Source organism: Solwaraspora sp. WMMA2101 (assembly GCF_049179175.1).
Lineage (GTDB): Bacteria > Actinomycetota > Actinomycetes > Mycobacteriales > Micromonosporaceae > Micromonospora_E.
In genome coordinates this window covers 46,485-70,533 of the sequence record NZ_JBMHMA010000006.1, presented here as the reverse complement: position 1 = coordinate 70,533, position 24,049 = coordinate 46,485, and the positions used below count along the sequence as shown (strand labels likewise).

24 protein-coding genes are annotated in these 24,049 nt (G+C 73.2%); 14 read left to right on the top strand and 10 right to left on the bottom strand.

What is annotated here, in order from left to right; all coding sequences use genetic code 11:
• Positions 1–172: 172 nt before the first annotated feature.
• Both ACN28F_RS00855 and ACN28F_RS00850 read right to left on the bottom strand, forming a co-directional pair.
• Positions 173–1,549 (bottom strand): serine/threonine protein kinase, encoded by a 1,377-nt coding sequence (locus ACN28F_RS00855; RefSeq protein WP_421356816.1) that lies wholly within the window; start codon positions 1,547–1,549, stop codon positions 173–175.
• Positions 1,550–1,701: 152 nt separating this feature from the next.
• A complete protein-coding gene (locus ACN28F_RS00850; protein WP_421356815.1) occupies positions 1,702–2,400 on the bottom strand; it encodes a class I SAM-dependent methyltransferase in 699 nt (232 codons plus the stop codon).
• A gap of 262 nt (positions 2,401–2,662) precedes the next feature.
• Here ACN28F_RS00850 and ACN28F_RS00845 point away from each other — a divergent pair, with 262 nt between their 5' ends.
• Positions 2,663–3,157 carry an endonuclease domain-containing protein gene (locus ACN28F_RS00845; protein WP_289206246.1) on the top strand — a complete coding sequence of 165 codons (495 nt, stop codon included), beginning with the start codon at positions 2,663–2,665 and terminating at the stop codon, positions 3,155–3,157.
• Positions 3,158–3,189: 32 nt separating this feature from the next.
• Positions 3,190–3,939, top strand: coding sequence for a methyltransferase domain-containing protein (locus tag ACN28F_RS00840; protein ID WP_289206245.1), 750 nt, complete (start codon positions 3,190–3,192; stop codon positions 3,937–3,939).
• Positions 3,940–3,969: 30 nt separating this feature from the next.
• On the opposite strand, the gene ACN28F_RS00835 is transcribed toward ACN28F_RS00840, so the two are convergent.
• Both ACN28F_RS00835 and ACN28F_RS00830 read right to left on the bottom strand, forming a co-directional pair.
• A complete protein-coding gene (locus ACN28F_RS00835) occupies positions 3,970–4,677 on the bottom strand; it encodes a DUF3626 domain-containing protein (protein WP_421361195.1) in 708 nt (235 codons plus the stop codon).
• Between the two features lie 102 nt (positions 4,678–4,779).
• The gene (locus tag ACN28F_RS00830) at positions 4,780–5,538 is read right to left on the bottom strand and encodes a MerR family transcriptional regulator (protein ID WP_421356764.1); all 759 of its coding nucleotides are present in this window, start codon (positions 5,536–5,538) and stop codon (positions 4,780–4,782) included.
• 53 nt (positions 5,539–5,591) lie between these two features.
• On the opposite strand from ACN28F_RS00830, the gene ACN28F_RS00825 reads away from it, so the two are divergent.
• Entirely contained in the window at positions 5,592–6,071 is a 480-nt protein-coding gene (locus tag ACN28F_RS00825; protein ID WP_421356765.1) for a DUF6194 family protein, read from the top strand.
• On the opposite strand, the gene ACN28F_RS00820 is transcribed toward ACN28F_RS00825, so the two are convergent.
• Positions 6,037–7,203 carry an erythromycin esterase family protein gene (locus tag ACN28F_RS00820; RefSeq protein WP_421356766.1) on the bottom strand — a complete coding sequence of 389 codons (1,167 nt, stop codon included), beginning with the start codon at positions 7,201–7,203 and terminating at the stop codon, positions 6,037–6,039. The two genes, ACN28F_RS00825 and ACN28F_RS00820, sit on opposite strands and share 35 nt — an antisense overlap.
• Before the next feature lie 40 nt (positions 7,204–7,243).
• Between ACN28F_RS00820 and ACN28F_RS00815 the strand changes: the two genes are divergently transcribed.
• Positions 7,244–7,993 (top strand): TioE family transcriptional regulator, encoded by a 750-nt coding sequence (locus tag ACN28F_RS00815; RefSeq protein ID WP_421356767.1) that lies wholly within the window; start codon positions 7,244–7,246, stop codon positions 7,991–7,993.
• On the opposite strand, the gene ACN28F_RS00810 is transcribed toward ACN28F_RS00815, so the two are convergent.
• Complete coding sequence (locus tag ACN28F_RS00810; RefSeq protein ID WP_289206240.1) at positions 7,983–8,288, bottom strand: helix-turn-helix transcriptional regulator; 306 nt, start codon at positions 8,286–8,288, stop codon at positions 7,983–7,985. The two genes, ACN28F_RS00815 and ACN28F_RS00810, sit on opposite strands and share 11 nt — an antisense overlap.
• A 313-nt stretch (positions 8,289–8,601) precedes the next feature.
• Here ACN28F_RS00810 and ACN28F_RS00805 point away from each other — a divergent pair, with 313 nt between their 5' ends.
• On the top strand, positions 8,602–9,564 hold the full coding sequence (locus tag ACN28F_RS00805) for a TerC family protein (protein WP_421356768.1): 963 nt from the start codon (positions 8,602–8,604) through the stop codon (positions 9,562–9,564).
• Between the two features lie 100 nt (positions 9,565–9,664).
• Positions 9,665–10,453 carry a Clp protease N-terminal domain-containing protein gene (locus ACN28F_RS00800; protein WP_421356769.1) on the top strand — a complete coding sequence of 263 codons (789 nt, stop codon included), beginning with the start codon at positions 9,665–9,667 and terminating at the stop codon, positions 10,451–10,453.
• Here the strand turns inward: ACN28F_RS00800 and ACN28F_RS00795 are convergent.
• Positions 10,442–11,260: a phosphotransferase gene (locus tag ACN28F_RS00795; RefSeq protein ID WP_421356770.1), complete on the bottom strand. Its 819-nt coding sequence runs from the start codon at positions 11,258–11,260 to the stop codon at positions 10,442–10,444. The two genes, ACN28F_RS00800 and ACN28F_RS00795, sit on opposite strands and share 12 nt — an antisense overlap.
• Before the next feature lie 179 nt (positions 11,261–11,439).
• Here ACN28F_RS00795 and ACN28F_RS00790 point away from each other — a divergent pair, with 179 nt between their 5' ends.
• From ACN28F_RS00790 to ACN28F_RS00780, 3 genes are all read left to right on the top strand, one after another.
• Positions 11,440–11,865, top strand: coding sequence for an Hsp20/alpha crystallin family protein (locus ACN28F_RS00790; protein WP_289206236.1), 426 nt, complete (start codon positions 11,440–11,442; stop codon positions 11,863–11,865).
• Positions 11,866–12,010: 145 nt separating this feature from the next.
• Complete coding sequence (locus ACN28F_RS00785) at positions 12,011–12,835, top strand: SDR family NAD(P)-dependent oxidoreductase (RefSeq protein ID WP_289206235.1); 825 nt, start codon at positions 12,011–12,013, stop codon at positions 12,833–12,835.
• Positions 12,836–12,961: 126 nt separating this feature from the next.
• Positions 12,962–13,975 (top strand): tyrosine-type recombinase/integrase, encoded by a 1,014-nt coding sequence (locus tag ACN28F_RS00780; RefSeq protein ID WP_289206234.1) that lies wholly within the window; start codon positions 12,962–12,964, stop codon positions 13,973–13,975.
• 42 nt (positions 13,976–14,017) lie between these two features.
• Here ACN28F_RS00780 and ACN28F_RS00775 read toward each other — a convergent pair whose 3' ends face one another.
• Both ACN28F_RS00775 and ACN28F_RS00770 read right to left on the bottom strand, forming a co-directional pair.
• On the bottom strand, positions 14,018–15,025 hold the full coding sequence (locus ACN28F_RS00775) for a TerC/Alx family metal homeostasis membrane protein (protein ID WP_289206233.1): 1,008 nt from the start codon (positions 15,023–15,025) through the stop codon (positions 14,018–14,020).
• Positions 15,026–15,109: 84 nt separating this feature from the next.
• Complete coding sequence (locus ACN28F_RS00770) at positions 15,110–16,837, bottom strand: acyl-CoA dehydrogenase family protein (protein ID WP_421356814.1); 1,728 nt, start codon at positions 16,835–16,837, stop codon at positions 15,110–15,112.
• A 115-nt stretch (positions 16,838–16,952) separates the two neighbouring features.
• Here ACN28F_RS00770 and ACN28F_RS00765 point away from each other — a divergent pair, with 115 nt between their 5' ends.
• The gene (locus ACN28F_RS00765) at positions 16,953–17,951 is read left to right on the top strand and encodes a reductase (protein WP_289206231.1); all 999 of its coding nucleotides are present in this window, start codon (positions 16,953–16,955) and stop codon (positions 17,949–17,951) included.
• A gap of 30 nt (positions 17,952–17,981) precedes the next feature.
• Here ACN28F_RS00765 and ACN28F_RS00760 read toward each other — a convergent pair whose 3' ends face one another.
• Positions 17,982–18,662 carry a thymidine kinase gene (locus ACN28F_RS00760; protein WP_421361193.1) on the bottom strand — a complete coding sequence of 227 codons (681 nt, stop codon included), beginning with the start codon at positions 18,660–18,662 and terminating at the stop codon, positions 17,982–17,984.
• Between the two features lie 141 nt (positions 18,663–18,803).
• On the opposite strand from ACN28F_RS00760, the gene ACN28F_RS00755 reads away from it, so the two are divergent.
• The 4 genes from ACN28F_RS00755 to ACN28F_RS00740 all read left to right on the top strand — a co-directional run bounded on the left by ACN28F_RS00755 (position 18,804) and on the right by ACN28F_RS00740 (position 24,049).
• Positions 18,804–19,214 carry a YunG family protein gene (locus ACN28F_RS00755; RefSeq protein ID WP_421356813.1) on the top strand — a complete coding sequence of 137 codons (411 nt, stop codon included), beginning with the start codon at positions 18,804–18,806 and terminating at the stop codon, positions 19,212–19,214.
• 62 nt (positions 19,215–19,276) lie between these two features.
• Positions 19,277–22,060, top strand: a complete 2,784-nt coding sequence (locus ACN28F_RS00750; RefSeq protein WP_421356812.1) for an Hsp70 family protein — start codon at positions 19,277–19,279, stop codon at positions 22,058–22,060.
• Positions 22,061–22,146: 86 nt separating this feature from the next.
• Positions 22,147–22,935, top strand: coding sequence for a hypothetical protein (locus ACN28F_RS00745; protein ID WP_289206228.1), 789 nt, complete (start codon positions 22,147–22,149; stop codon positions 22,933–22,935).
• Positions 22,936–23,044: 109 nt separating this feature from the next.
• A complete protein-coding gene (locus ACN28F_RS00740) occupies positions 23,045–24,049 on the top strand; it encodes a threonine/serine dehydratase (protein WP_289206227.1) in 1,005 nt (334 codons plus the stop codon).

The window sequence follows — 24,049 nt, the reverse complement described above, 5'->3', positions numbered from 1 at the left end:
GCCGTCGGTCGGCGCCGCCCCGGTGACGCCAGTCCGCGCACGACCTGTGCGAGCGTATCCGGCGGGCGCCCGTCGCCGCGTCGACACGGTCCGGCGTTGGGCATTGTCAGGCGATTGAAACGTGGCGTTAACGAAGTTTGGCACACCGGTGACGGCACGGATGCGATGTATGTCACTGTGACGAGGATGTGCCCGGCGGCGGTGCGGTCACCGGTGCGCCGGTGCCGGTCGCGCTGAGCGCGGCGAACGCCCCGGCCAGATCGCTGACCTGACGGGTCAGTTCGGCCACCCGGGCCAGCGCGGCGTCCCGTTCGGCTCGGACGGCGTCCCGTTCGGCGGTGCGGGCAGCGAGGTCGTGCTGGGCCGATTCGACGCGGGAGGCTGCGGTGACCACCTCGGTGCGGGCCTGTTCCGCTTCCTCTCTCGCGGTCTCCGCCGCCGCGCGCGCCGACGCGGCGTCGGTATCGGCGGTATCGGCCCGCCGCGTGGCCTGCTCGGCGTCGCGGCGGGCCGCGTCGGCGTCAGCCCGGACCTCCCGCAGCGTCTCGGCAAGCGCGGCGGCCTCGGCACGAGCCGTCGCGGCGTCGGCGGCGGCCTGCTCGGCCTCCTGCTGCGCCTGCCGGCACCGCAGCTGCGCGTCCGCTGCCCGCGTCGCCGCCTGTTTCGTCGCCTCGTCGGCGGCGGCAAGGTCGCGGCGCAGGGCTTCGATGGTGCGTCGGTCGTCGTCACGGGCGGCGGTGAGGGCCGCCAGCTCGGTACGGGCAGCCGCCAGGTCGGCGGCGGCCTGCTGCCGCAACGCGTCGGCGGCGGCCGCCTGCTGCTGCGCCGTCGTCTGCGCGGCGTACGCCGTGGCGGCGTCCGCCCGGGCCGCCTCGGCGGCGGACTCCGCCGCCTCGGCCCGCTGCCGGGCCTGCCGGGCCTGCTCGGCGGCGTCAGCCGCGTTCCGCCCGGCGGTGGCCGCGACCTCGGCGGCGGACTCGGCCGCCTGTCTGGCGTCGTCGCGTTCGGCCTGGGCGGCGGCGAGCATGGCGGCGGCTTCGGCGCGTACCTGCGCCACGCGCCGTTCGACACCGGCGGGGGACAGTTCGGCGTGCAGGGTCTCGGTCAGGGTGCCGACCATCTGGTCGAGCCGGTCGACCAGCTCCCAGCTGCGGGCGAGCTGTCCGGCCAGGCCCGGCGCGTCGCGGTGGCGCATCCGGTTGGCGCGGGAGGCCCGCTGGCAGGCGCCGTCGTTGTCGCGGCAGTACCGGAACGGTCTGCCGGCGGCGGCCCGTTGCGGCACCGGGGTTCCGCAGTGCGCACAGGGCCGGGTCGGGGGTGCGGTGGCCGGCGGCGGGGTGTCCATCGCCGCCGAAGTGTAACGGGTGCCGCTCACCGGCCACGTCCCGCCGCAGGTGTCGTCGGCGCGAACCCTCGGCGGGCTTGTGACGAACCGGCGCGCGGCAGGTCCGTCGAAGGACAGGACGTCGCCGTTGAGCACTCGCCAGGTCTGCAGGTCGGCGTCGATGCGCTGCTGTGTCGTGGCGCGCGGTGCGGTCGCCGATGCCACCAGGTGGGCGAGGAGCCGCGCCGTCGGGGGCGGGGGTTCGTCGGCCGCAGCCGGATGGCCCGCCAGCGCCCTGGCTCATGCCGCGTTGGGGCCTCCACTGGCCGTGGCCGGTTCGACGGTGTTCACCAGGCGCGGTCTTCGGAGCAGCGGCCTCAGTGTGCTTCCAGGACGAAAAAGATGAAGCAGATGAAGGCCGTCCGGTCGCCGAGGTCGGGCGGGAGCAGTTCGCGTGGGGTGTCGGGTGAGAAGGGCGGCTCACTGACGACCGCGATCCGGAAGCCGGCCCGGATGAACGCGTCGGTCATGGCATGCAGGGGACGGTGCCAGAAGGTCAGCATCGCGCGTTCCTCGCCGAACGTGTACTCAAACGAGTACGGCGTGACGGCGAAGTAGTCGGCGCTGGGGTCGCTCGACTCGAGGATGCGGGGGTGGTTGACCGACAGCAGAAGGCGGCCCCCGGGCTTGAGCACACGCCGCAGCTCGGCCAGTGGTGCCGTCCAGTCCTGCAGGTAGTGCAGCACGAGTGAGACGACGACGTCGTCGAAGGTGTCGTCGGCGTACGGTAGCGGCAGGCTGATGTCGGCCACCTGTAGGTCGGCGTCCTCGCCCAGCTTCTGTCGTGCCAGTTCGATCATGGCAGGGCTGGCGTCGAACCCGGTCACGATGGCGCCTCTGGTGCGGAGCGCTTCGAACAGGGGCCCGGCGCCACACCCGGCGTCGAGGATCCGGCGACCGTGGACATCGCCTGCGAGTGCGAGCATCGCCGGCCGCTCGTAGTGAGCGTTGAACAGACCCGACTCGTTCTCCTGCGCGTAGCTGCGAGCGAAGCCGTCGTAGTGGTCTGCCCTCATCCCGTCCCTCGCATTCTCTGATCAGTCCGGTGGGAGCAACCCGGACGATGGTGGCACATGGTGTCCAGCGCCGACGGTGCGTGTGCACGGGGGAGATCCGCAGCGGACCAGTCGCCCGCCATCGCTTACGGCCACTACGTGACCCAATTATTGGATTGCCGATAACGACAATCCAATAATTGAGTCACCCGCCTTACCTGAGGACGCCAGACACCATAATGACAGTTATGCGGCAACAACACACAGGTTGTATGGTGCAGTAGTGGGTGACGACGTAGTGTTCTGCAGAAAATGCGGCCAGACGAAGCCGCGCACCGCCTTCTACGACCAGCTGCACTCGGCGCTGCCCCGCAGACCATGCAAGGCCTGCATCCTGGCGGACAAACGTGCCCGCTACGCGACCAAGGACGGCGACCGCGTCTCGCACGCGCAGGTCCTGCGCGAGAAGTACAACCTCACCTCGGCGCAGTACGAGCAGATGCTGGCCGACCAGGCAGGGCGGTGCGCGATCTGCGGCCAGTCCGAGACAGCGCGCGGCCGTGGCGGTGCGCCACGGCGCCTGGCGGTCGACCACGACCACCGCAGCGGAGTCGTCCGGCAGTTGCTCTGCCACCGCTGCAATCTGGTGACATGGGCGGTCGAGGAGAATCCCGCCCTGCTGGACAAGGTGCGGGCGTACCTGCAAACGCACCTTGTGGCACGGGACGCGACGTCCAACTCCGGCCCGACGGCCACGCCGCCGCCGTTATCCGGTTGAGGCCCCGACCGGCCCGACGAAAGAATCAGCCGGTGCCGACCTTCGATGAGTACGTCGCCGAGGCGACGGCGGTGCCGGTGGCCGGCTGGGACTTCACCTGGTTCGCCGGCCGGGCAACCGAGCGGCGCCCGTCCTGGGGATACTCCGCTCTGTTGGGCGAGCGGATGGCCGGCGCCCGACGGGCGGTGGACTTGCAGACCGGCGGCGGTGAGGTGCTGGCCACGGTGGCGGCACCGCCGCCCGTCCTGGTGGCCACGGAAGGCTGGCCGCCGAACGTCGAGGTGGCCCGCGAGCGGCTCACCCCGCTCGGGGCGACCGTCGTGCACGCCACCGAGGACGAGGACCTGCCGTTTCGCGACGGCGTCTTAGACCTGGTCGTGAGTCGGCATCCGACGGTGGTGCGCTGGCCCGAGGTAGCGCGGGTATTGGAACGCGGCGGGACGTACCTGTCGCAGCAGATCGGTCCGGACTCGGTCGGTGAGTTGCGGGCGGCGTTGGGTGTGTCGGTGCCGCCACGTACCGATCAGCACCCGGACCGGATCCGCGACGCCGCGACGGGGGCCGGTCTGGACGTGGTCGACCTGCGGATGGAGTCGCTGCGGATGGAGTTCTTCGACATCGCGGCGGTGATCGTGTTCCTGCGTAAGGTCGTCTGGACGGTGCCGGGGTTCACCGTCGAGCGGTACCGCGACGAGTTGGCGGCGGTGCACCGGCGGATTGTCGCCGACGGGGTGTTCGTCGCCCACTCACGTCGGGTCCTGGTGCGGGCACGGCGGCGGTGAGGCGTCACCGGCGTCGGCGCGCCGCAGGGGTCAGCCCGGGTCCGGTGCCCCGAACCGGGCGAGGTAGTGCCAGACCCGTTTGAGGTCCTGCGGGTCGTACCGGCCGGTGCGGGCGGCGTCGCCGATGATCCGTGGGGTGAGCGTGCCGTCGACGGCGAGCCGGACGCCGAGGTCGACGTACCGGGCGCCCCGGTAGTCGTGGTGGCGGCGCAGTGTGGCGACGTCCAGCTGGAAGCCGCGGTGCCATTCCAGCGGGCAGGACGACCGCCGGGCGGCGGCCTCCACCGGGGTGTCCCGGTACGACGGGTCGAGGACCAGTGCGGCGACGTCGCGGTCGAGACGGACCGGGCCGTGCACCTGAGCCTCGACGTAGGCGTCGAGCGGGTCGTCGTGTGCGGCGGCGGCCAGCAGGTCGACCAACGCGCAGGAGGCGGCGACACCGAACATGGTCGGGTCGAACACGCTGTCCGGATAGCAGAAGGTGCACCGGTCCAGCACGGTCGGCGACAGCCTCAGGTGACACGAGCCGAACCGGGGCGCCGCGCCCCCGGGCCGGTGGCGCGGGTCGAGCGCCCCGTACACCGGTCGGTGGTGCGCGGGCGCGTCGTCGTAGGCACCGCCGAACATGGTGCTCTCCCAGCGCCACCGGTCACCGCCGGGGTGGGCGGTCAGCCCGCCGTTGCTGATCGCGGTGACGAACTGGGACAGGTACCGGCCGTCGTCGGCGAGGGCGTCGATGACGGTACGGTGCCCGGCGAGGCGGTCGGGGTGGAAGTTGACGGTGACCGGGACCGTCGGATCCAGCGGTGGGCCGACCGATCGCGCGCTGGTAGGGGCTCATCACGACACAGGTTCCCGGGCGGCGGTGAGGGTCGACACCGTACCGAGCTCGGCGGCGGCGTCGAGCAGGGCCCGGGACCGAGCGGTGATCGCGGTGTCGCGGGCCGCGAGCGCGGTACGGACGTCGGCCGACCTGCGGGCGGTCCGTAGCTGCGGCATCAGTGCGCGCAGCGGCGCGACCCGGTAGCCGGCGGCCCGCAGCTGGTGCACGATCCGCGCGTCGCGGACCTGCTCCGGGGTGTACCGCCGGGTGGTGCCGGCCCGGTCGGGCACGACGAGACCTTCGGCGTGCCAGTGCCGCAGGGTCGACGGGCGTACGCCGAGGGCGGCGGCGAGTTCGGAGATGCCCATCGCGTCGGACACCCGTACGTCGGTGATCGGTTCGGCGGCGATGGCCTCGGCGGCCAGTTGAGCCCGGCGCAGGGCGGCGCGTTCGGTGTCCAGCCGGGCGTGTACGGCGTCGAGCAGCGCGAGCATCACGGCGGGCGTGCCCTGGTGTGCTGCGGTGACGATCCGGCGGGCGTCGGCCGGTGCCGTCGCGGCGGCCAGGTGCCGGTAGGCCAGCGCGCACCGCAGGTGCAGTTCCCCGTAGATGCGGTGGCCGGCGACGGTGCGACGCGCCGGCGGCAGGACGCCGTCGCGTTCCAGATTGCGGATCTGCTGGACGCCGTACCCGGCCCGGCGGGCGACGTCGACCGTACGCAGCGCCGCTGAGCGGGCACCGACGGCCCCCGAGTGGAGACATGCGGCCCCGTTCACCGCTGATCGTGAGCGTGAAGTCTCCACGAGCACTGCAATGTAACGCTGGAACGGTGACACAGGAAGAGATCATCGCTTTCGTCGCCGGCCTCGGCGACGACGTACTGGTGCTGCGGCCGGCCGTCGGCGACGGCACGCCGCCGATCAGCTGGGGTGACACGTTCTTCTACGTCTCACCCGACGGCACGGTCCCGGCCCGGCGTCAGCCGTTCGCGACGATCGTGACCAAGGACTACCCCGGTGACACGTCGTCGCGGCTGGACCGGCCCGGGGTGTTCCGGCTCAACATCGCCGTGGGCCGCGACGAGGTGCGGCGTCACGTCGGGCAGGACCCGGCCGGGGTCGATCCCGCAGCCGCCGACACCGTGTTCGCCCATCCCGTCTACGGTGGCGCCGGCTGGTTGGCGGTGGTCGACCCCGGTACGCGGACCGCGTCGCTGGTGCGGGACCTGCTGGCCGCGGCCCACTGGCGCGATCAGGGTCGCGGGACGCGCCGGGTCACCATGGGTCCTGCAGCTGACGGGCCTGGTTGAGGAAGACGACGCCGTCGACCATGTCGAGCTGGGCCGGGTCGAGCGGGAAGTAGGCGAAGTCCTCGCTGACCCGTGTCGCCGCTGTGGCGTGGGCGCGGGCCAGGGCGTGGGCGTCCACGAGGCAGTTGTCCCAGCCCAGCATGGCCAGGGCACCTTCGACGGTGTCCGGTGCCGGGGCGTCGTCGCCGAGCGTGCCGAAGGCCGAGGCCAGGTAGGCGTACCGGTCACCGAGGCGGGTCGCGGTGATCGCGCCGGCGCTCCACATCCGTAGCCGCTGGTCGCCGAGGGTCAGCACGGCGGGGTGGCGCTGCAGGTGCAGGTTGTGGGCGAAGACCAGGGTGGGGCCGTGGTCGGCGGCGGCGAGCAGGTTCGCGGCCATCATGGCGTCGCGCAGCGCGGACAGTCGGGACAGTCGGTCCGGGGACGGGTCGGCCATCGCGTGGTGGTATCGCAGCAGACCGAGTGCGGTACGCCCGTACAGCTGTGCCCGTTCGCGGCGCGGAGGGTCCAGCTGCGGCAGCTGGGTGTCGGTCAGCGCCAGCAGGTCGTCGGTGATCAGCCGGAGTTGGCGGGCGTCGGCGGACCGGCCGATCGACCGGGACGGGTCCCGTACGGTGGCCTCGTCCGACCAGCGGTCGTCGGGTCCCAGTAGCGCGTCGAGGGTTTCCCGGGTGCAGGGCAGTGGGCCGTCGAGCAGGTCGTGCAGGGCGGTCAGTGCCGTCCGGGGGCTGTCCGCCCAGTACTCCAGTGGGCCGTCGATGCCGAAGAACCGCAGCTGGTGGTCGTGGTCGTCGTTGTAGGTCCGCATCCAGCGGACGAGGTCGCGGTTGGCCGGCGAGGTGCCGAACTGGTGGCTGAAGCCGTCGCGCATGACGTCGTCGATGCTGCCGGCGCCGGTGGCGATGTGACCGTCGACGAGCAGGCCCCGCAGGCAGTCGCTTTCGATGGCGATCGACCGGTAGCCCTCGTGGGTGACGAGGTGGCGGAAGATCTCGTTGCGTAGTTCGCCCAGTTCACCGACGAAGTGCCGGGCTTCGCCGAGGCCGAGCAGCAGGGGGCGGGTGGGCTGTGCCCGCAGGAACGCCGAGATGGCGTCGCCGTCGACGGGGCGGGCCAGGTCCGTGATGGTCATTGCTTCAACGGTATCGTTGAATCGACGGTGGAAGGTTTGTGTGTCCGGCACGCTGTCGATGCCCGGTGAACCTTCAAACGAGGGGGAGTCGATGCGGCCGGTGGACCTGGCGCGTGAGCACGGTCTGTCCACGCAGGCGGTCCGCAACTACGAGGACGCCGGTGTGCTGCCGGCGGCCGCGCGGACCGCCGCCGGTCACCGCTGCTACACGCCGCTGCACGCGCAGGCGCTGCGGACGTTCGTCGCGCTGGTACGCGGGCACGGTCACGCCACGGCGACGGCGGTCATGCGGGCGGTGAACCGGGACGCGGTCGACGAGGCGTTGCGGATCATCGACGACAGCCACTGTCAGTTGGGGGAGGACCGGCGTACCGTGCGGGCTGTCGAGGCGGCGCTGCGCGAGCTGACCCCGGTCGCCCCGGTGCCCGGCGGGACGTTCATCGGCCCGTTGGCGGCCCGGCTCGGGCTGCGGCCGGCGACGCTGCGCAAGTGGGAGGCGGCCGGGCTGGTCCGGCCGAGCCGGGACCGGCGGACCGGGTACCGCGTCTACGACGCGCACGACGTACGGGACGTGCTGCTGATCCATCAGTTGCGGCGGGGCGGCCACCTGTTGGCGCAGGTCGCCCCGCTGATCGCGCAGGTCCGTGACGCCGGCGGGGTGGCCCCGTTGGAGGCGACGCTGCGGGGCTGGCGCGACCGGTTGTCGGCGCGGGGCCGGGCGATGCTGGTCGGGGCGGCGCAGTTGGACGCCTATCTGCGGGAGCGGGCGGCGGCGCCGGTCAGTCGGTGAACAGGTTGAGCAGGTCGCCGATGCTGCGGTCGGCTTCGGCGGGGTGGCGGAAGTGCCCGGCGCGGTTGACCGTGTACTGGTTGCGCCGGCCGACCCGTTCGCGGCGCAGGTAGCCGGCGGCGACCAGGTCGGCGACGATGGCCTGCGCGGCGCGTTCGGTGATGCCGATGGTGGCGGCGACGTCACGCAGCCGGGTGGTGGGGTCGCGGGCGATGGCGAGTAGGACGTGGGCGTGGTTGGTCAGGAACGTCCAGCTCCGTTGGCGTGCCGGCGGCGGCGCGTCGGTGCCTGACACGGTGCGGTCCTCCTGCGGTGGCGGCGTCCACATACGTACGACGAGACGTGAAAACCGCATCGTAAGTCCCGGGGATGGGCCGCCGCCACCGGTCGGCGAGCCGATCGCCCCTTGACAGGCGAACTGTGCTTCGTGAATAGTTGACCGTAGTTCGAGGGGGAGTACCCGGCGTTCGACGCGCTGTCGTCAGTACGGGTCCGGCGGATCCGGGCCCCGGTGGCGCGGTCACCGCCCACCGGCGGTGTCCCGGGGAGACTGTCGACCAGTGGCGCCGGCCCGCGGCAGCGGGTCCGGCCGACCGAAAGGTCCTGCGTTGGCTGTCTCCTGGTGGGTGTGGGCCGCTGTCATGGTCGGGGTCGCCGCGATGCTCGCGGTCGATCTGTACCTGCACCGCGACAACCATGTCATCGAGTTCCGCGAGGCCCTGACCTGGTCGGGGATCTGGATCGCCGCAGGTCTGCTGTTCGGGGTGCTGCTGTGGGCGTGGCAGGGCGGCGACGTCGCCGGCACGTACTATGCCGGCTACCTGATCGAGAAGGCACTGTCGGTCGACAACGTCTTCGTCTTCGCGTTGATCTTCACGTACTTCGCGGTGCCGGCCGCCTACCAGCACAAGGTGCTGTTCTGGGGGGTCATCGGTGCGTTGGTGTTCCGTCTGGTGTTCATCTTCGTCGGCGCCGAACTGCTCGAGACGTTCTTCTGGACGGCGTACGTGTTCGGCGCGTTCCTCATCTACACCGGTTACACGATGGCGTTCCGCCACAGCGAGCAGACCCCGCCGGACCGCAACCCCGTCGTCCGCCTCGTCCGCCGGCTCGTCCCGACCGACCCGGCCTACCACGGTGACCGGTTCTTCGCCCGCGTGAACGGTCGGCGCGTCGCCACGCTGCTGTTCGTGGTTCTCGTCGCCGTCGAGGCCACCGACCTCATCTTCGCCATCGACTCGGTGGCGGCGATCCTGGCCATCACCACCGACACGTTCATCGTCTGGACCGCCAACGCCTTCGCCATCCTCGGCCTGCGCAGCCTCTATTTCTGCCTCGCCGGGCTGCTGCGCCGCTTCGTGTACCTGCACTACGGGCTGGCCCTCCTGCTGGCCTTCGCCGGAGTGAAGCTGATCCTGTCCGAGACGCCGGTCGGCAAGCTGCCGATCCCGGTGACCCTGGGCGTCATCGTCGTCACCATCACCGTGTCGATCGTGTGGAGCCTGCGCAGCACGCGCGGTGCCGGCCGGTCGCCGGCACCGGTCGACGAGCGGCCCGGCCGGGTCGGCTGACCCGACCGACGCCCGCAAGCATAACCCCAATAGGGTTACAGGTGGGGTTATGCTTGCGGGCGTCCTGGTTGCTCCGACACGGAGAAGAGGCGACCACACCATGCCCAAAATCAACGTCTACCTGCCCGACGATCTCGCCGACGCGGTCCGCGACACCGGGATCCCGGTGTCGGCGGTCTGCCAGCAGGCACTCGAACAGGCCGTCCGGCGGGTCACCGCAGTCCGGGCGATCCCCCTGGCCGAGCTCGACGCCGAGCAGTTGGCGGCGCGGCTGCCGCACCTGACCGGCCGGCTGCGCGACGTCCTGCTGCGGGCCCGGGACCAGGCCCGGGCCGGCGGCGCCGCCGAGGTCGGGACCGGACATCTGCTGGCGGCACTGCTCGACGAGGGCGACAACCTGGGCGTACGGGTGCTGCGCACGCTCGACGTGTCGCCGGCCGCACTGGCGGCCCGGTCGACGACGGACAGCGCGCCCGGGGACGCGGCGGCGACGCTGGACGCGACCGGCGCGCCGACGCGGTGGTCGGTCACCGGGGCGGGCGCGCTGGAACTGGCCGTCACCGAGGCGACCGCGCTCGGGCACAACTACGTCGGCTGCGAGCATCTGCTGCTCGGACTGGTCGCCGAACCGGACGGTGCCGCCGGACGGGTGCTGCGGGAGTCCGGTGCCGACCTGCGGGCGACCCGCCGGGCGGTCGCGGCGGCCCTGGTCGGGTACGCGCATCTGCGTGCCCAGACCGCCGGTGCCTCGCCCGCCTCCGGCGGCGCGGGCGCGGGAGCCGCGCCGGTCGGGGCGGAGGCCGTCGCGGCCCTGGTCCGCCGCGAGTTGGCGCCGGTCCTCGCCCGGCTGGAGCGGTTGGAGCAGCGGGCCGGAGCGTCAACCGAGTAGGGCGTCGGCCCAGCGACGCTGGTGGGCCCGGATGTAGGCGGCGTCGTCGCGCCAGACGGTGCCGTGGCCCTCGTGCCACAGTCGGGTCCACGGTGCGGCGCCGACGGCGGCCTGGGCGGCGAGGAACTCGTACATCGACCGGGCGCGGCGGGTCAGCAGCGGCACGAGCGCCCGGCGTTGCCGCTCGTCGAGCCCGTAGCCGTCGGCGAGGACGCGTAGCCGCCGGCCGGGGTCGGCCGGCTGCCACGCCGGGTCGGCGGTGAGTGGCACGACGCTCTTGGCCGCGTACGCCAGGTCCCACAGCCGGGTGCCCGGCGCGGCGGTGTCCCAGTCGATGAACGCCCACCGGTCGCCGACGACCAGGTTCCACGGGGCCGGGTCGTGGTGGACGACCAGGTCGGTGCCGTCGGGTGGGATGAGCCGTCGCCACCGGGCGTGCGGCGGCGGGGTGAAGCTGGCCGCCGCGTCGTGCAGGTCACGCAGGAGTCGACCGACCCGGCGTACCGCGGCGTCGGGCCCGAGCAGGTCGAACCGGTCCGGCCAGGGAACCGTTCCCGGTACGTAGGTCAGCACCTCGCGCCCGGCGTCGTCGATGCCCAGCGGGCGGGGCGCGCCGTCGAAGCTGACGTCGTGCAGGTGGGTGAGGTAGGCGTGCACGGCCGGGGTCCACTCGCCGGCGGGGCGGCGCACGGTGTCCCCGACGCGGACCACGGCGGCGGCGACGTTTCCGCCGGTCAACGGCTGCTCGGTGGCGTCGTCGTCGCCGAAGGCCGTCGAGGCGGCCGGGTCGTCGCGGTCGGTGGGCACGCGGGGATCCTGCCGTCGCGGGTGGCGTGGTGTCGACCGGTTTGTCACGTACGCGGAACAAGTTGACGACGGCAGAGTTGCGCGCTATAGCTATAAGTAAGTTGAGTCTGAGGGGCTCAACATCAGGAGTTGAGAAGTACGAGAGGCAAGGGAGCTCGCACCCGTGAGGAGGTCCGACGATGTTGATGCGCACCGACCCGTTCCGTGAGATCGACCGGATCGCCGAGCAGTTCTTCGGCACCAGCGCGCGTCCGGCCGTGATGCACATGGACGCCTACCGCGACGGCGACTGGTTCTACGCCGCGTTCGACCTGCCCGGGGTCGACCCGGACAGCATCGAGTGCACCGTGGAGCGCAACGTGCTCACCGTCCGCGCCGAGCGCAAGCGTCCCACTGGAGACAAGGTCGAACTGGTCGCCGCCGAACGCCCGATGGGCACCTTCACCCGTCAGCTGTTCCTCGGCGACACTCTCGACACCGACAAGTTGGAGGCCGGCTACGAGGCCGGTGTGCTGACCCTGCGGATCCCGGTCGCCGAGCGGGCCAAGCCGCGTCGGGTCTCGATCAGCGTCGGCGACACCGGCCGCCGGCAGCTCGTCAACTGAAACATCCCGTCGGCGTCTCCCTGCCGCCGGGCAGGGGGACGCCGACGGGGGGACACGGCGGGAAACGGGTCGCGGCGGTGCGACCGAGGCGGCATCCTGAACCGGCAGCACCGTATCCCGACCACCGCGAGGAGCCGGCCCGGCCATGATCGATCCCCGGTTGACCGGCCACGTGGCCATCGTGACCGGCGCCAACCAGGGCATCGGCGCGGCGATCGCCGTCGCGCTGGCCACCCAGGGAGCGGCGGTGCTCGCCACGTACCTGCGGATGGACCCGGCCACCTACGCCGACGACCCGTCGTTTCCCGCCCAGTACGGCCGGGCCCGCGCCCAGAGCGCCCGCAGCGTCGTCGACCGGATCGTCGCCGCCGGCGGCAAGGCCGTCGCCGTCGAGGCGGACCTGGCCGACCCGGCCACCCCGGCCCGGTTGTTCGACGAGGCCGCTGCCTCGTTCGGCCCGGTCGACATCCTGGTCAACAACGCCAGTGGCTGGCTCAGTGACACCTTCCGCCCGGACAGCCGGGACCGGTTCGGCCGGCCGTTGACCCACGTCGACGCCGGCACCTTCGACCGGCAGTTCGCCGTCGACGCCCGCGCCCCGGCGCTGCTGATCGCCGAGTTCGCCCGCCGGCACCTGGCCCGCAAGGCCACCTGGGGGCGGATCGTCGGGCTGACCTCCGGCGGCCCGCACGGTTTCCCCGAGGAGGTCTCCTACGGGGCGGCCAAGGCGGCGCAGGAGAACTACACGATGTCGGCGGCCGCCGAACTCGCGGCGTACGGGGTGACGGCCAACGTGGTGGCGCCGCCGGTCACCGACACCGGCTGGGTGACCCCGGAGGTCGAGCAGCAGGTCACCGGCGCCAGCCCGGTGAGCCGCATCGCGCGGCCGGAGGACGTCGCCGAGGTCGTGGTGCTGCTCGCCGCGCACCAGGCCCGCTACGTCACCGGCCAGATCATCCGGATGTCCTGAGCGGCGACGCCGCGGCGCGTCCAGCGCCGCCGCCGACACCGAGGGACCGCCGGGCTCGCGGGAAATGATCATCATCTACGGCGTGCCGGCACCGCCGACACCGTACGGTTTTGGCATCCTGCTGCGATGCGCCGCGCAGCCGTCCCCGGTCTCGTCCCCCGGCCGACCGACCGGGCCCTGCCCGCCGCCACGGCACCGGCCGACTTCACCGATGCGTGGCTGCGCAACCGCCGGTTGTCGGCGCACACCCGGGAGGCGTACCGCCGCGACGTCGCCGGCTGGCTGACCTGGTGCGCTGGCGCGGACCTCGACCCGCTGCAAGCGTCGTTTCTCGACGTCAACGCCTACGCGCGGACGTTGGAGGCGACGATCGACCCGCGCAGCGGCCGGCTGCTGACCCCGGCGACGGTGGCCCGCAAACTGTCGGCGCTGTCCAGTTGGTACGCGTTCCTGGTGCGGCTGCGGGCGGTGCCGGCCAACCCGGTCACCGACGCCGACCGGCCCCGCGTCAACCGGGACCATTCGGCGACGATCGGGCTCACCCCCGACCAGGTCGACGCGTTGTTCGTGGCGGCCCGCGCCGACCCGCGCCCCAGCGGCCGGCGCAACCTCGCGGTGCTGGCCCTGCTGGCCGACCTCGGGCTGCGCGTCGGTGAACTGGTGTCGCTGGACGTGTCCGACCTGGGTCACGAACGCGGACACCGCAGTGTGCGGTTCGTCGGCAAGGGCGGCCGGTCCAGGCGACGGGCGCTCGCCCCGGACACCGCGCGAATTCTCGACGCCTATCTCGACGAGCGGGCCGGGGCGGCCGCGACGACGGTCGACGCGCTCACCGGCCCGCTGCTGGTCACCGCCACCGGGGCCCGGCTGGACCGGCACGCGGTGTTCCGGCTGGTGCGCCGGCTGGCCAGGGCCGCCGGGCTGCCGGCGTGGGACCGGTTGTCGCCGCACTCGCTGCGGCACGCGTTCGCCACCACCGCCCGTGCCGAGGGCGTGCCGTTGGAGGACGTGCAGGACGCGATGGGGCACGCCGATCCCCGGACCACCCGGCGCTACGACCGGGACCGGCACAACCTGGACCGGGATCCGGCGTACCGGATCGCGGCCGCCCGGTCGGCGCGGGCCGCGACCACCGGCTGACGACCCCACCGGCGGACCTGACCGGCGGGGTCGGCCGCGCGGTCAGCCGGCGGTGGGCCGCTGGTCGTCGTGGGCCCGCAGCGAACCGGCGTGGGCGCGGGCGGTCGGGTCGCGGCGGACCTTGATCAGGCTGGCGACGACGGTGATGGTCAGGATCACCAGGATCAGGCCCAGCGACACCGGCGTCTCCACCTCGGGCACCCGGTCGTCGAGGGTGTGCCCCCAGTGCAGGATCAGCTTGACGCCGATCAGCGCGAGGATCAGCGCCAGCCCGGTCGACAGGTAGACCAGCCGGTCCAGCAGCCCCTTCACCAGGAAGAACAATGCCCGCAGCCCGATCAGGGCGAACGCGTTGGCGACGAAGACGATGTACGGCTCCTGGGTGATGCCGAACACGGCCGGGATCGAGTCGAGAGCGAACAGCAGGTCGGTGCTGCCGATCGCGATCAGCACGATGAACAGCGGGGTGACGACCCGTCGGCCGTCGAGGCGGGTGACCAGCCGTCCGTCGACGTAGTCCGGGGCCACCGGCAGGACCCGGCGGGTGGCGCGGACGAGGACGTTGTCGTCGACCTGCGGGTCCTCGTTGCGGTGGCGGAACAACTGGACCGCGGTGAAGATCAGCAGCAGGCCGAAGACGAGGAACATGAAGGAGAACAGGTTCAGCAGGGTCGCGCCGGCGGCGATGAAGATCGCCCGCATGATCAGCGCCGCGATGATGCCGAACGTGAGAACCTTGTGCTGGTGTTCCTCCGGTACGGCGAAGGTGCTGATGATGATGACGAAGACGAACAGGTTGTCGACCGACAGGCTCTTCTCCACCAGGTAGCCGGCGAAGTACTCGGTGCCGTAGCCGCTGCCGGCCCAGGCCATGAAGATCAACCCGAAGACGATGGCCACGGCGACGTAGAACACCGACCAGGCGACGGCCTCACCGAAGCCGACGGCGTGCGGGCGCCACGCCGCGACCGCCAGGTCGAGCGCGAGCAACGCGACGATGACGACGATCGTGACGATCCAGACCGTCGGGCTGATCTCCAACGAACCCATGACAGTGATCGTGCACCGCCGGACGCCGCCGCGCGCGCCGACACACACTATTCGCGGCCCGGGTAGTCGCGGGACGACCGTCGGTCAGATCCGACTGAGCAGTTCCAGGTGCCGGTGGGCGTCGACGGCGATGTCGTCGCCGGCCAACCAGCGGCGCGCCCACAGCCGGGCCGCGACGCGGGCCGCGACGCCCTCGCCCTCGCCGCCGATGTCGGTGGGGGCGGCCTGCTCGACGAGCAGCGCGGCGGCCAGGGCGTGCGCCGCACGCAGTGCCATCGGTCGGGCACCGGCCAGGGCCGCCGACCCGTCGACTGCAGCGGTGACCCCGGTCAGGTCGTCACGCAGCCGCGCGGCTGCGGCGGCGAGCGTACCGGCCAGGTCGGCGGCGAACCCGGCCGCCAGGTCGACGGCCTGGTCGATCCGGGCCAGCAACGGGGTGCCGCCGCCGCGTCGCACCGCCCGCAGCGCGTCCAGGGCCAGCACCGTGGTGGTGCCCTCCCAGATCGGCAGCACCTGGGCGTCGCGCAGCAGCCGGGGCACCCCGGTGTCCTCGACGTACCCGGCGCCGCCGAAACACTCGACGTACTCGCTGGCCGAGGCGACGGCGAGCCGGCCGGTGGCCAGCTTCGCCAGCGGGGCGACGATTCGTAGCTCGGCCGCGGCGTCGGTGTCGCCGGACTCGGCCCGGCCGAGCAACACGAACGCGTGCCCGGCCAGGACGAACGCGCCGGCGGCGTCGACGGCGAGCCCGCCGAGTACCGCCCGGTGCGCCGGGGAACCGATCAGCGGCCCGCCGGCGACGTGCCGGGCGGTGGCGTAGGCGTGCGCGTACGCCAGGCCGCGGCGCATCCCGCTGGCCGCGGCGGAGGCGTTGTGCAGCCGGGTCACCACGACCAGGGTCATCGCCCGGCCCAGCCCCGGTGCGCCGGGGTCACCCAGCGCAAGCGCGTACGCGTCGGTGAGGCCGACCTCGGCGGTGGGCAGCGCCCACGTACCGAGCTTGCCCTTGAGCCGGTGGACCCGCACGCCGGGGGCGGGCGCGGCCGGGTCGACGCCGGCGGCGGCCAGCGGGGAGTCGGCGGCGTAGCGGGGTACCAGGAACGGCGCCAGGGACCGGCTGCCGGCGGGCGCACCGACGGGGCGGGCCAACGCGACGGCCATCGCCGAGTCGACGGCGGAGCAGAACCACTTCTCGCCGGTCAACCGCCAACCGCCGGTGTCCGACGGTACCGCCACGGTGCCGGTCCCGGACAGGTCGGAGCCGCCCTGAGCTTCGGTCATCCACTGTCCGCTGGTGATCGCGACGTCCGGGTCGGTGCTGGTCAGCCGGGGCAGCCAGGCGTCGCGGACCGCCGGGTCGACGTCGGCCCGGCTCAGCAGCGCGGCCGCACCGTCGGCCATCGCCACCGGGCAGGAGAAGGTGGCCGACTCGGGGGCGTACAGGTGCAGCAGGGCGTGTTGCACGACCCGGCCCGTCGGGTCGGGACCCGCCCGGTCGTCGCCCTGGTACGGCAGCGCGACCAGGGCGTGCCGGGCGGCTGCGGCGCGCAGCCGCCGCCAGCCGACGGCGGTGTCGATCCGGTCGATCCGGGCACCCCACGGGTCGTAGCGGACCAGCTGCGGCGGATGCCGTTCGGCGTCGTCGTGCGCGGCCCGTAGCGCGCCGGTGACCTCGGCGGACAGCGACGTCAGGTGGTGGTCGGCCGTGGCCAGCCCGGCGGGGGTGAGGTGGCGGCGCAGCCAGGCGCCGAGCAGCCAGTCGGTGCGGTACGGGTCACCCGGGGCGGGCACCGGTTGGACGTACCGGTCCACGATGTTCGGTCCTTCCCCTCCGGACAGCCATGACTACCTGACAGTAACCGGTGGTGGTTCCGCTGAGAGCGTGACGGCCTTCCGTACGGCTCCGCCGGCCGGCACAGTGGCCGGTATGCGGTTGCTGATGCTGGGTGGTACGGGGTTCGTCGGCCGGTGCGTCGTCGAGGCGGCACTGGCCCGTGGCTGGGCGGTCACTCTGCTGCACCGGGGCCACCGGCCGGCGCCGGCCGGCGCGCAGGTGGTCGTCGGTGACCGGAGGACTGCCGACGGCCTCGCCGGGCTGCGTACCGGCGACTGGGACCTGGCCGTCGACACCTGGTCGGCGGCGCCGTCGGTGGTCCGTGACGCGGCCCGGCTGCTGAGCGGCCGGGTCGGGCACTACACGTACGTGTCCAGCCGGTCGGTGTACGTGTTCGCGCCACCGGCCGACGCCGACGAGGACGCCCCGCTGGTCGACGCGTGCGCCGACGACGGCGACGACGTCGACTACGCCCGGGCCAAACGCGGCGGTGAACTGGCGGCACTGGACGCGTTCGGCGACCGGGCGTTGCTGGCCCGCGCCGGGCTGATCCTCGGCCCGTACGAGGACGTCGGCCGGCTGCCGTGGTGGCTGACCCGTGTCGCCCGGGGCGGCCAGGTGCTCGCCCCCGGCCCACCCGACCTGCCGTTGCAGTACGTCGACGCCCGGGACCTGGCCACCTGGGCGCTGGACGCGGCCGTCGCCGGACTGGCGGGGCCGTACAACGTGGTCAGCCCGCTCGGCCACACCACGATGGGTGAGCTGCTGGAAACCTGCGTACGGGTGACCGGGTCGCACGCCCGACTGCGCTGGGTCGATCCGGCGGTGATCGCCGACGCCGGCATCGCGCCCTGGACGGAGCTGCCGGTCTGGCTGCCGCCGGGGGAGCTCTACGACGCGCTGCACCGTGGTGACGTGTCCCGGGCGGTCGCGACCGGGCTGCGCTGCCGGCCGGTGGCCGAGACCGTCGCCGACACCTGGGCCTGGCTGCGTGGCCTCGACGCGCAGCCGCCGCAGCGCCCCGACCGGCCACCGGTAGGGCTGGACCCGCAGCGGGAGGCCGAGCTGCTGGCCCGCCTCGGTCCGCTCTGAGCGACCACGGACACCGCCACCGGTGGCGTGTCAGGTGGCGGGTCCGAGGTCGCCGGTGCGGTGATGGCGGCGGCACAGCACCTGGTAGCGCACGTCGGCGTGGTCGACGGTGTCGCCGATGACGACCTGTTCGCCATGGCGGGCCACCACCCCGTCGACGACCCGCGCGTTGAGCAGGCCCTGCCGGCCGCACCAGCAGAGCACCTCGACCTGGATACGGCACACCTCGTCGGCGAGTTCGAACAATCGCTGCGCGGCCGGGAACAGCGCCGACCGGAAGTCGCTGGCCAGGCCGAAGGCGAACACGTCGACGTCGTACCCGTCGACCAGGTCGGCCATCTGCTCCACCTGGGCGACGGTGTAGAAACAGGCCTCGTCGCAGATGAGGTAGTCGACCCGGGTGCCGTCGGCCCAGCGGCCCCGGACCAGCGCCACCAGATCGAGGTCGTCGGTGACCTCGATCGCCGAGTGCGCCAGGCCGATCCGGGTGGTGACCTGCGGGCCCATCGACCGGTCGTTGCGGGTCAGCACCAGGCCCCGGCGGCCCTGCCGGGCATGGTTGTGGTCCATCTGCAGGGCCAGGGTCGACTTGCCGCAGTCCATCGGCCCCCAGAAGAACTTCAACGCCGCGCCGTGGCGTAGCCGTCCGTCACCGGCGGCCAGGCACGCGGTCGCCAACGCGGACTGTTCGCCACTGGCCGGCCCGGACACCACCCGCAGACTGTCGTCGGTCACGACCGGGCAGCTTACTAGCCGTTACCCGGCAGGTGGTGGCCCCCGCCCGCCGGCGGCCGGCACCGCCGACGCCGCAACCGAAAGCGATGTCGGACCACTGTGGCAGGATCTGCCGCCATGTTCCCCCGCACCTGGACCCTCACCCACATCGAACGTGTCATCCGCTCCGCCTGGTCCGCCGACACCTGCGATCCGGCTGATCTGGCCGACTGGCACACCGGCAACCCGGCGCGTGGCCAGTGTGGCGTCACCGCCCTGGTGCTGCACGACCTGCTCGGCGGTGACCTGCTGCGCGGCGAGGTGCACGCCGACGGGCGGCGTACCGGCCACCACTGGTGGAACCGGCTCGGCACGGTCGAGATCGACCTGACCCGTGACCAGTTCGGGCCGCACGAGCGGATCACCGCCGGCGAGGTCGTGGCCCGGCCGGCGGGTCCGCCGGCGCGGTGCAGCGAGCAGTACGAGACGCTGCGTACCCGGGTGTTGCGCCAGCTCGGCGCCGACACGGCGGTGGCGGCCGGCAGATAGCATGCCCGCCGACGCAGCACGACGATGTCACCGGTCCTGACCGGGAAAGGACGACACTCACCGTGAACGGACCGGTACGGCTCGCCGTCGACCTGGGTACCACGCACACCGTCGCCACGGTCCGCCGTGGCGACGAGCCGCCCCGTACGCTGCTGTTCGACGGGTCGCCGCTGCTGGCGTCCGGGGTGTTCGTCGACGCCGTCGGCACCATCCACACCGGACGTGACGCGCAGCGGCTGGCCGCCGGGGAGCCGCAGCGGTTCGAGCCGCACCCGAAACGGCACATCGACGACGGTGCGGTGCTGCTGGGCGACCGGGAGCTGCCGGTGGCGCAGCTGCTGGCGGCGAGCCTGCGCCGGGTCGCCGGGGAAGCCGCGCTGGCCGGGGTGCATCCGGCCGGCGCGACCGTGCTGACCTGCCCGGCGGACTGGGGTACGCCCCGGCGGGACCTGCTGCGGGCGGCGGCCGACGCCGCCGGGCTGGGCCCGGTGCGGCTGCTGGACGAGCCGATCGCCGCCGCCACCTACTGCGTACGGGTACTCGGGCAGCAGGTCCCACCCGGTGGTGCCCTGGCGGTGTTCGACTTCGGCGGCGGCACCCTGGACGTGGCGGTGGTCCGTAACGAGCCGGCCGGGGCCGGCCGGGCCGGCGGGCTGCGGGTGCTGGCCACCGGTGGCCTGGACGACCTGGGTGGTCTCGACGTCGACAACGCCCTCGTCGCTCACCTGGGCCAGCTGGTCGCGACCCGGGATCAGCAGCTGTGGGCCCGGTTGGACCGGCCGGTGACCGCCGCCGACCGCCGGGACCGGCACGCGTTCTGGGCCGAGGTACGGGCGGCGAAGGAGATGCTGTCGCGGACGTCGGTGGCACCGGTGACGGTGCCGGGGCGGGACGACCCGATGCATCTGACCCGGGAGGAACTGGACCGCATCGCCGGGCCGCTGGTCGACCGGGCCGTCGACGAGACCCGCCGGGTGCTGCAACTGGCCGGGGTGGCACCGACGGACCTCGCCGGGCTGCTGCTGGTCGGCGGGGCGAGCCGGATGCCGTTGGTCGCCAGCCGGCTGCACGCCCGGCTCGGCGTCGCCGCGTCCGTGCCGGAGCAGCCGGAACTGCCGGTGGCGTACGGGGCGTTGCACCACGACCCGGCGACGTCGGGGCCGGCACCGTCGACGGCCACCCCGTACGCGGCACCGTCCACCGGGGCGGCACCGACGTCACCGGGGCCGTACGGGCAGCCGGGGCCGTACGGGCAGCAGCCGGCACGCGCGTACCCGCCGACCGCCGGGCCTGCGGCGGACGGCCCGGCCGGGCCGGCCGGGCCGGCTGACCTGCCGGCCGGCAGGCCGCGTCGGCGTGTCGGCCGGTGGGTCGCGGCGGTCGCCGCCGCCGTGGTGCTGACCCTCGTCGGCGCCGTCGGGCTGACCAACGGTCGGCTGCTGGACCGGATGCTCGGCCGTGACGACGGCACCGGTGACAGCAGCGGCACCGGCCTGCTCGGCGGGTTCCTGGGCGGCGACCCGGCCGTCGGTGCCGGCCTGACCCCGACCCATGAGGTCACCTTGCCGGCCGCAACGATCGCCTCGACGGTCACCGTCGCCGGTGACCTGGCCGTGTACGCGTCCGTGCGGGTCGGCGCGACCACCGTCACCGCCGTGCCGGCCGGCGGCGGCGACCCGGTCTGGAACGTCGACCTGGACGTCGAACCGACCGAGGTGGTGCTGACCGCCGTCGGCGGGCTGCTGGTCGTCGACGCGGCCGACTCGGCCACCGACGCCGGCGACGACATACGGGTCGTCCTCGACGCCGCCGACGGCGCCGTCAAGTGGAAACGCAGCTGGGAGACCTTCACCGACGTGGTGTACGTCGGCACCGACGTGGTCGTGGAGATCCGCGACGGCATCTTCGACAACGCGGTCGCCCGGGTCGACCTGACCACCGGTGAGCAGCGGTGGCGCCGCGAGGCACCCGACGACGACCTGCTGATCATCGACGCCGAACGGATCCGGCCGGTCAGCGTCTGGACCGACGGTGCCACCGTGCCCGACGGCGCCGGGCTGCTGCCCGCCGCCGAACACGCCCTGGCCGACAACCGGCACGCCGCCGCGGACCGGGTCGTGGAGCTGAACGAGGGCAGCGGCCGGGGCGTCGTCCTGGACGTCGGCAACGGCCGCCCGGTCAGCGACGGTGACCTGCCGCTGGACCACGACCGGTGGACGGTCTACGACGGGTTGGCCATCGGCAAACTCTCCGACGACGCCTCGCCGGGGCGCGCCGTGCTGGCCGCCTACGACCTGGACGGGTTCACCAAGAAGTGGGAGGTGCCGTTCGCCGGCGCCGACACCATCGAACGGGTCAAGGCCTGCGGCCCGCGACTGGTGTGCGTGGCGGTCGAAGGCACCGCGTACCGGACGGTCGCGGTACGCACCACCGACGGCGCCGAGGCGTGGAAACGGACCACCGACTCCGGCGTCGACGCCAACTGGTACGCCGGCCCCGACGCGCTGGTCTTTGGTGACCAGACGTTCGACACCGTCGACGACTTCGCGCTGCTCGCCTTCGACGGTACGGAGGTCGTACCGGCCGGTGATCATGGTTCGGCCGCCGCGACCGGTGCCGGCCGTGCGGCGGTGGTGAGCATCCGGGTCGACCTGACCACGAGCACGGCCGTGCCGCAGGTCGCCGTCTGGGACACGGCGACCGGTCGCCGCAGCGCCGCCGTCGACGTCGGCGCGGACCTGGAGACCGCCGGGGTGCAGCGGGTGGTGCTCGGCGGTGACACCGTCGCCGTGGTCACCGCCGACCATCAGGTACGGGTCCTGACCGTCCCTGCCGACCTGGGCTGACCTGGCTGTGCTTCGGGGCGGCGGGTGGGTGACCGCCTCCGTCTGCGGGATCGGCTGTGGTGAGTGGACCTGCCACAATGGGCGGCATGGCCTTCCGCCGACCTGGTCCCGTCCTGTTCGCCGTGGCCGGTGTCCTGGCCGCGGTGCTGGTCGGCCTCGTGGCGTTCCTGGCGGCGCAGGGCCTCGACCGGGCCAGCCAGTGGGCCGGGGTGCTGGCGGTGTTCCTCGGGGTGGCGGCGCTCGTCGTGCAGATCTGGGGGCTGTTGTCGCGACCGCCGGCCAACGCCGTCGACCCCTCGTCGCCGACAGCCGATCCGACAGCCGATCCGACAGCGGATCCGACAGCGCCGGTGCGCGCACCGCGCCGGCTGCCGGTGATCGCCTCGGCGCTGCTGGTCGCCGCCGCCATCGGGGTGACGTCGGCGGCGTTGCGCGAGACCGGTTCGACGGTGGCCGGGGCGCCGGGGTGGGTCGAGGTCGGCACCGGCACCGGTGTCGTGCTCGGCGACCACCAGTCCGTCGATCTGGACACCGGACAGCTCGGCGGTGAGCACCTGGCCGGGGCGGACCTGTTGCTGTCCCAGCGGGCGGACCGGGTGACGGCGCTCGACGGTGGAGAGTTGGCGGTGCTCGGCGCGACCGGCGAGCACACCGTGCGCCGGTGCCTGGACGCCGCGCCGCAGACCTGGGACGGCACGATCAACGGCGTGTACGAACCGCCGGCCGGTACGGACATCTGTCTCACCGACGGGCGGACCGCAGCCGCGATGCTGACCGTCGAGCACCCGCCGGACGTACTCGCCCGCAGGTTGACGTTCAGCTATACGCGGTGGGAGCTGCGTGACCAGGCCGCCGGAGCCCGACCGGTGCGCTGAGCGCGCCGGTCGGACCTGGCTCCGACCGGGTCGGGCCGGGTCAGAGACTGCTGCGCGGCCGGGCATACTGGGGCGTTGCCGCTGGATGGCAGACACGGGGGAGGACCGGATGATCATCGGGCTTGCGGAGATCGAGGCGGCGGCGCGGCGGATCGCCGGTCACGTCGTACGGACCCCGACGGTGCCCAGCCCGGGCCTGTCGCAGCTGCTCGGTGTGCCGGTGACGGCGAAGTTGGAGCTGCTGCAGCGTACCGGGTCGTTCAAGGCGCGGGGTGCGGCGTCGAAGCTGCTGACCCTCGACGACGCGCAGCGCGCCGCTGGTGTGGTGGCGGTCAGTGGCGGCAACCACGGCATCGCGGTGGCGGTGATGGCGCAGGCCCTGGATGTGAAAGCGACCGTGGTGATGCCGACGAGCGCGCCGGCGCGGGCCACCGAGCTCGCCCGCGCAGCCGGGGCGACGGTCCGGCTGGTCGACGGCATGGACGCGGCGTTCGACCTGATGAACCGGCTGTGTGCCGACGGGTTGACGCTGGTGCACCCGTTCGACGACCCGGTCGTGGTCGCCGGTCAGGGCACCGTCGGTCTGGAGTTCGCCGACGACGCCTTCGCCGCTGAGGCAGCTGACGCAGCCGACGCGGACCCGGCGGTCGCGCCGACCGATGTGCTGGTCAGCATCGGCGGTGGGGCGTTGATCTCCGGGGTGGCGGCCGCGTTGCACGCCCGCGCGCCGGGCACCCGGATCTGGGGGGTGGAGACCGACGGCGCGCAGGCGATGGCGCAGGCCCGCGTGGCCTGTGCCCCGGTGCCGGTGGACCTGTCGTCGATCGTGACCACGCTGAGCGCGCCGATGGTGTCCCAGCTGACCCTCGACCACGTGTCGACGCTGGTAACCGACGTGCTGGTGGTGTCCGACGCCGAAGCGGTGCGGGGCAGCGTGGAGCTGGCCGAGCACGCCAAGGTGTGGGCGGAGCCGGCCGCCGGCTGTCTGCTGCCGGCGGCCCGCCGGGTGGTCGACCAGGTCGGCCCGCACGCCCGGATCGGCCTGGTGCTGTGTGGCGGCAACGTGACTGTGGCCGACCTGACCGGCTGGGCCGCCGGTTTCAGCCTGCGCTGA

What these genes read in the sequence shown, in the direction of transcription:
- ACN28F_RS00850 (WP_421356815.1), bottom strand. Translation starts at nt 2,400, where the DNA reads ATGAGGGCAGACCACTACGACGGCTTCGCTCGCAGCTACGCGCAGGAG.
- ACN28F_RS00820 (WP_421356766.1), bottom strand. Translation starts at nt 7,203, where the DNA reads ATGACCATCACGGACCTGGCCCGCCCCGTCGACGGCGACGCCATCTCG.
- ACN28F_RS00800 (WP_421356769.1), top strand. Translation starts at nt 9,665, where the DNA reads ATGCCCAAAATCAACGTCTACCTGCCCGACGATCTCGCCGACGCGGTC.
- ACN28F_RS00790 (WP_289206236.1), top strand. Translation starts at nt 11,440, where the DNA reads ATGTTGATGCGCACCGACCCGTTCCGTGAGATCGACCGGATCGCCGAG.
- ACN28F_RS00785 (WP_289206235.1), top strand. Translation starts at nt 12,011, where the DNA reads ATGATCGATCCCCGGTTGACCGGCCACGTGGCCATCGTGACCGGCGCC.
- ACN28F_RS00780 (WP_289206234.1), top strand. Translation starts at nt 12,962, where the DNA reads ATGCGCCGCGCAGCCGTCCCCGGTCTCGTCCCCCGGCCGACCGACCGG.
- ACN28F_RS00775 (WP_289206233.1), bottom strand. Translation starts at nt 15,025, where the DNA reads ATGGGTTCGTTGGAGATCAGCCCGACGGTCTGGATCGTCACGATCGTC.
- ACN28F_RS00765 (WP_289206231.1), top strand. Translation starts at nt 16,953, where the DNA reads ATGCGGTTGCTGATGCTGGGTGGTACGGGGTTCGTCGGCCGGTGCGTC.
- ACN28F_RS00755 (WP_421356813.1), top strand. Translation starts at nt 18,804, where the DNA reads ATGTTCCCCCGCACCTGGACCCTCACCCACATCGAACGTGTCATCCGC.
- ACN28F_RS00745 (WP_289206228.1), top strand. Translation starts at nt 22,147, where the DNA reads ATGGCCTTCCGCCGACCTGGTCCCGTCCTGTTCGCCGTGGCCGGTGTC.
- ACN28F_RS00740 (WP_289206227.1), top strand. Translation starts at nt 23,045, where the DNA reads ATGATCATCGGGCTTGCGGAGATCGAGGCGGCGGCGCGGCGGATCGCC.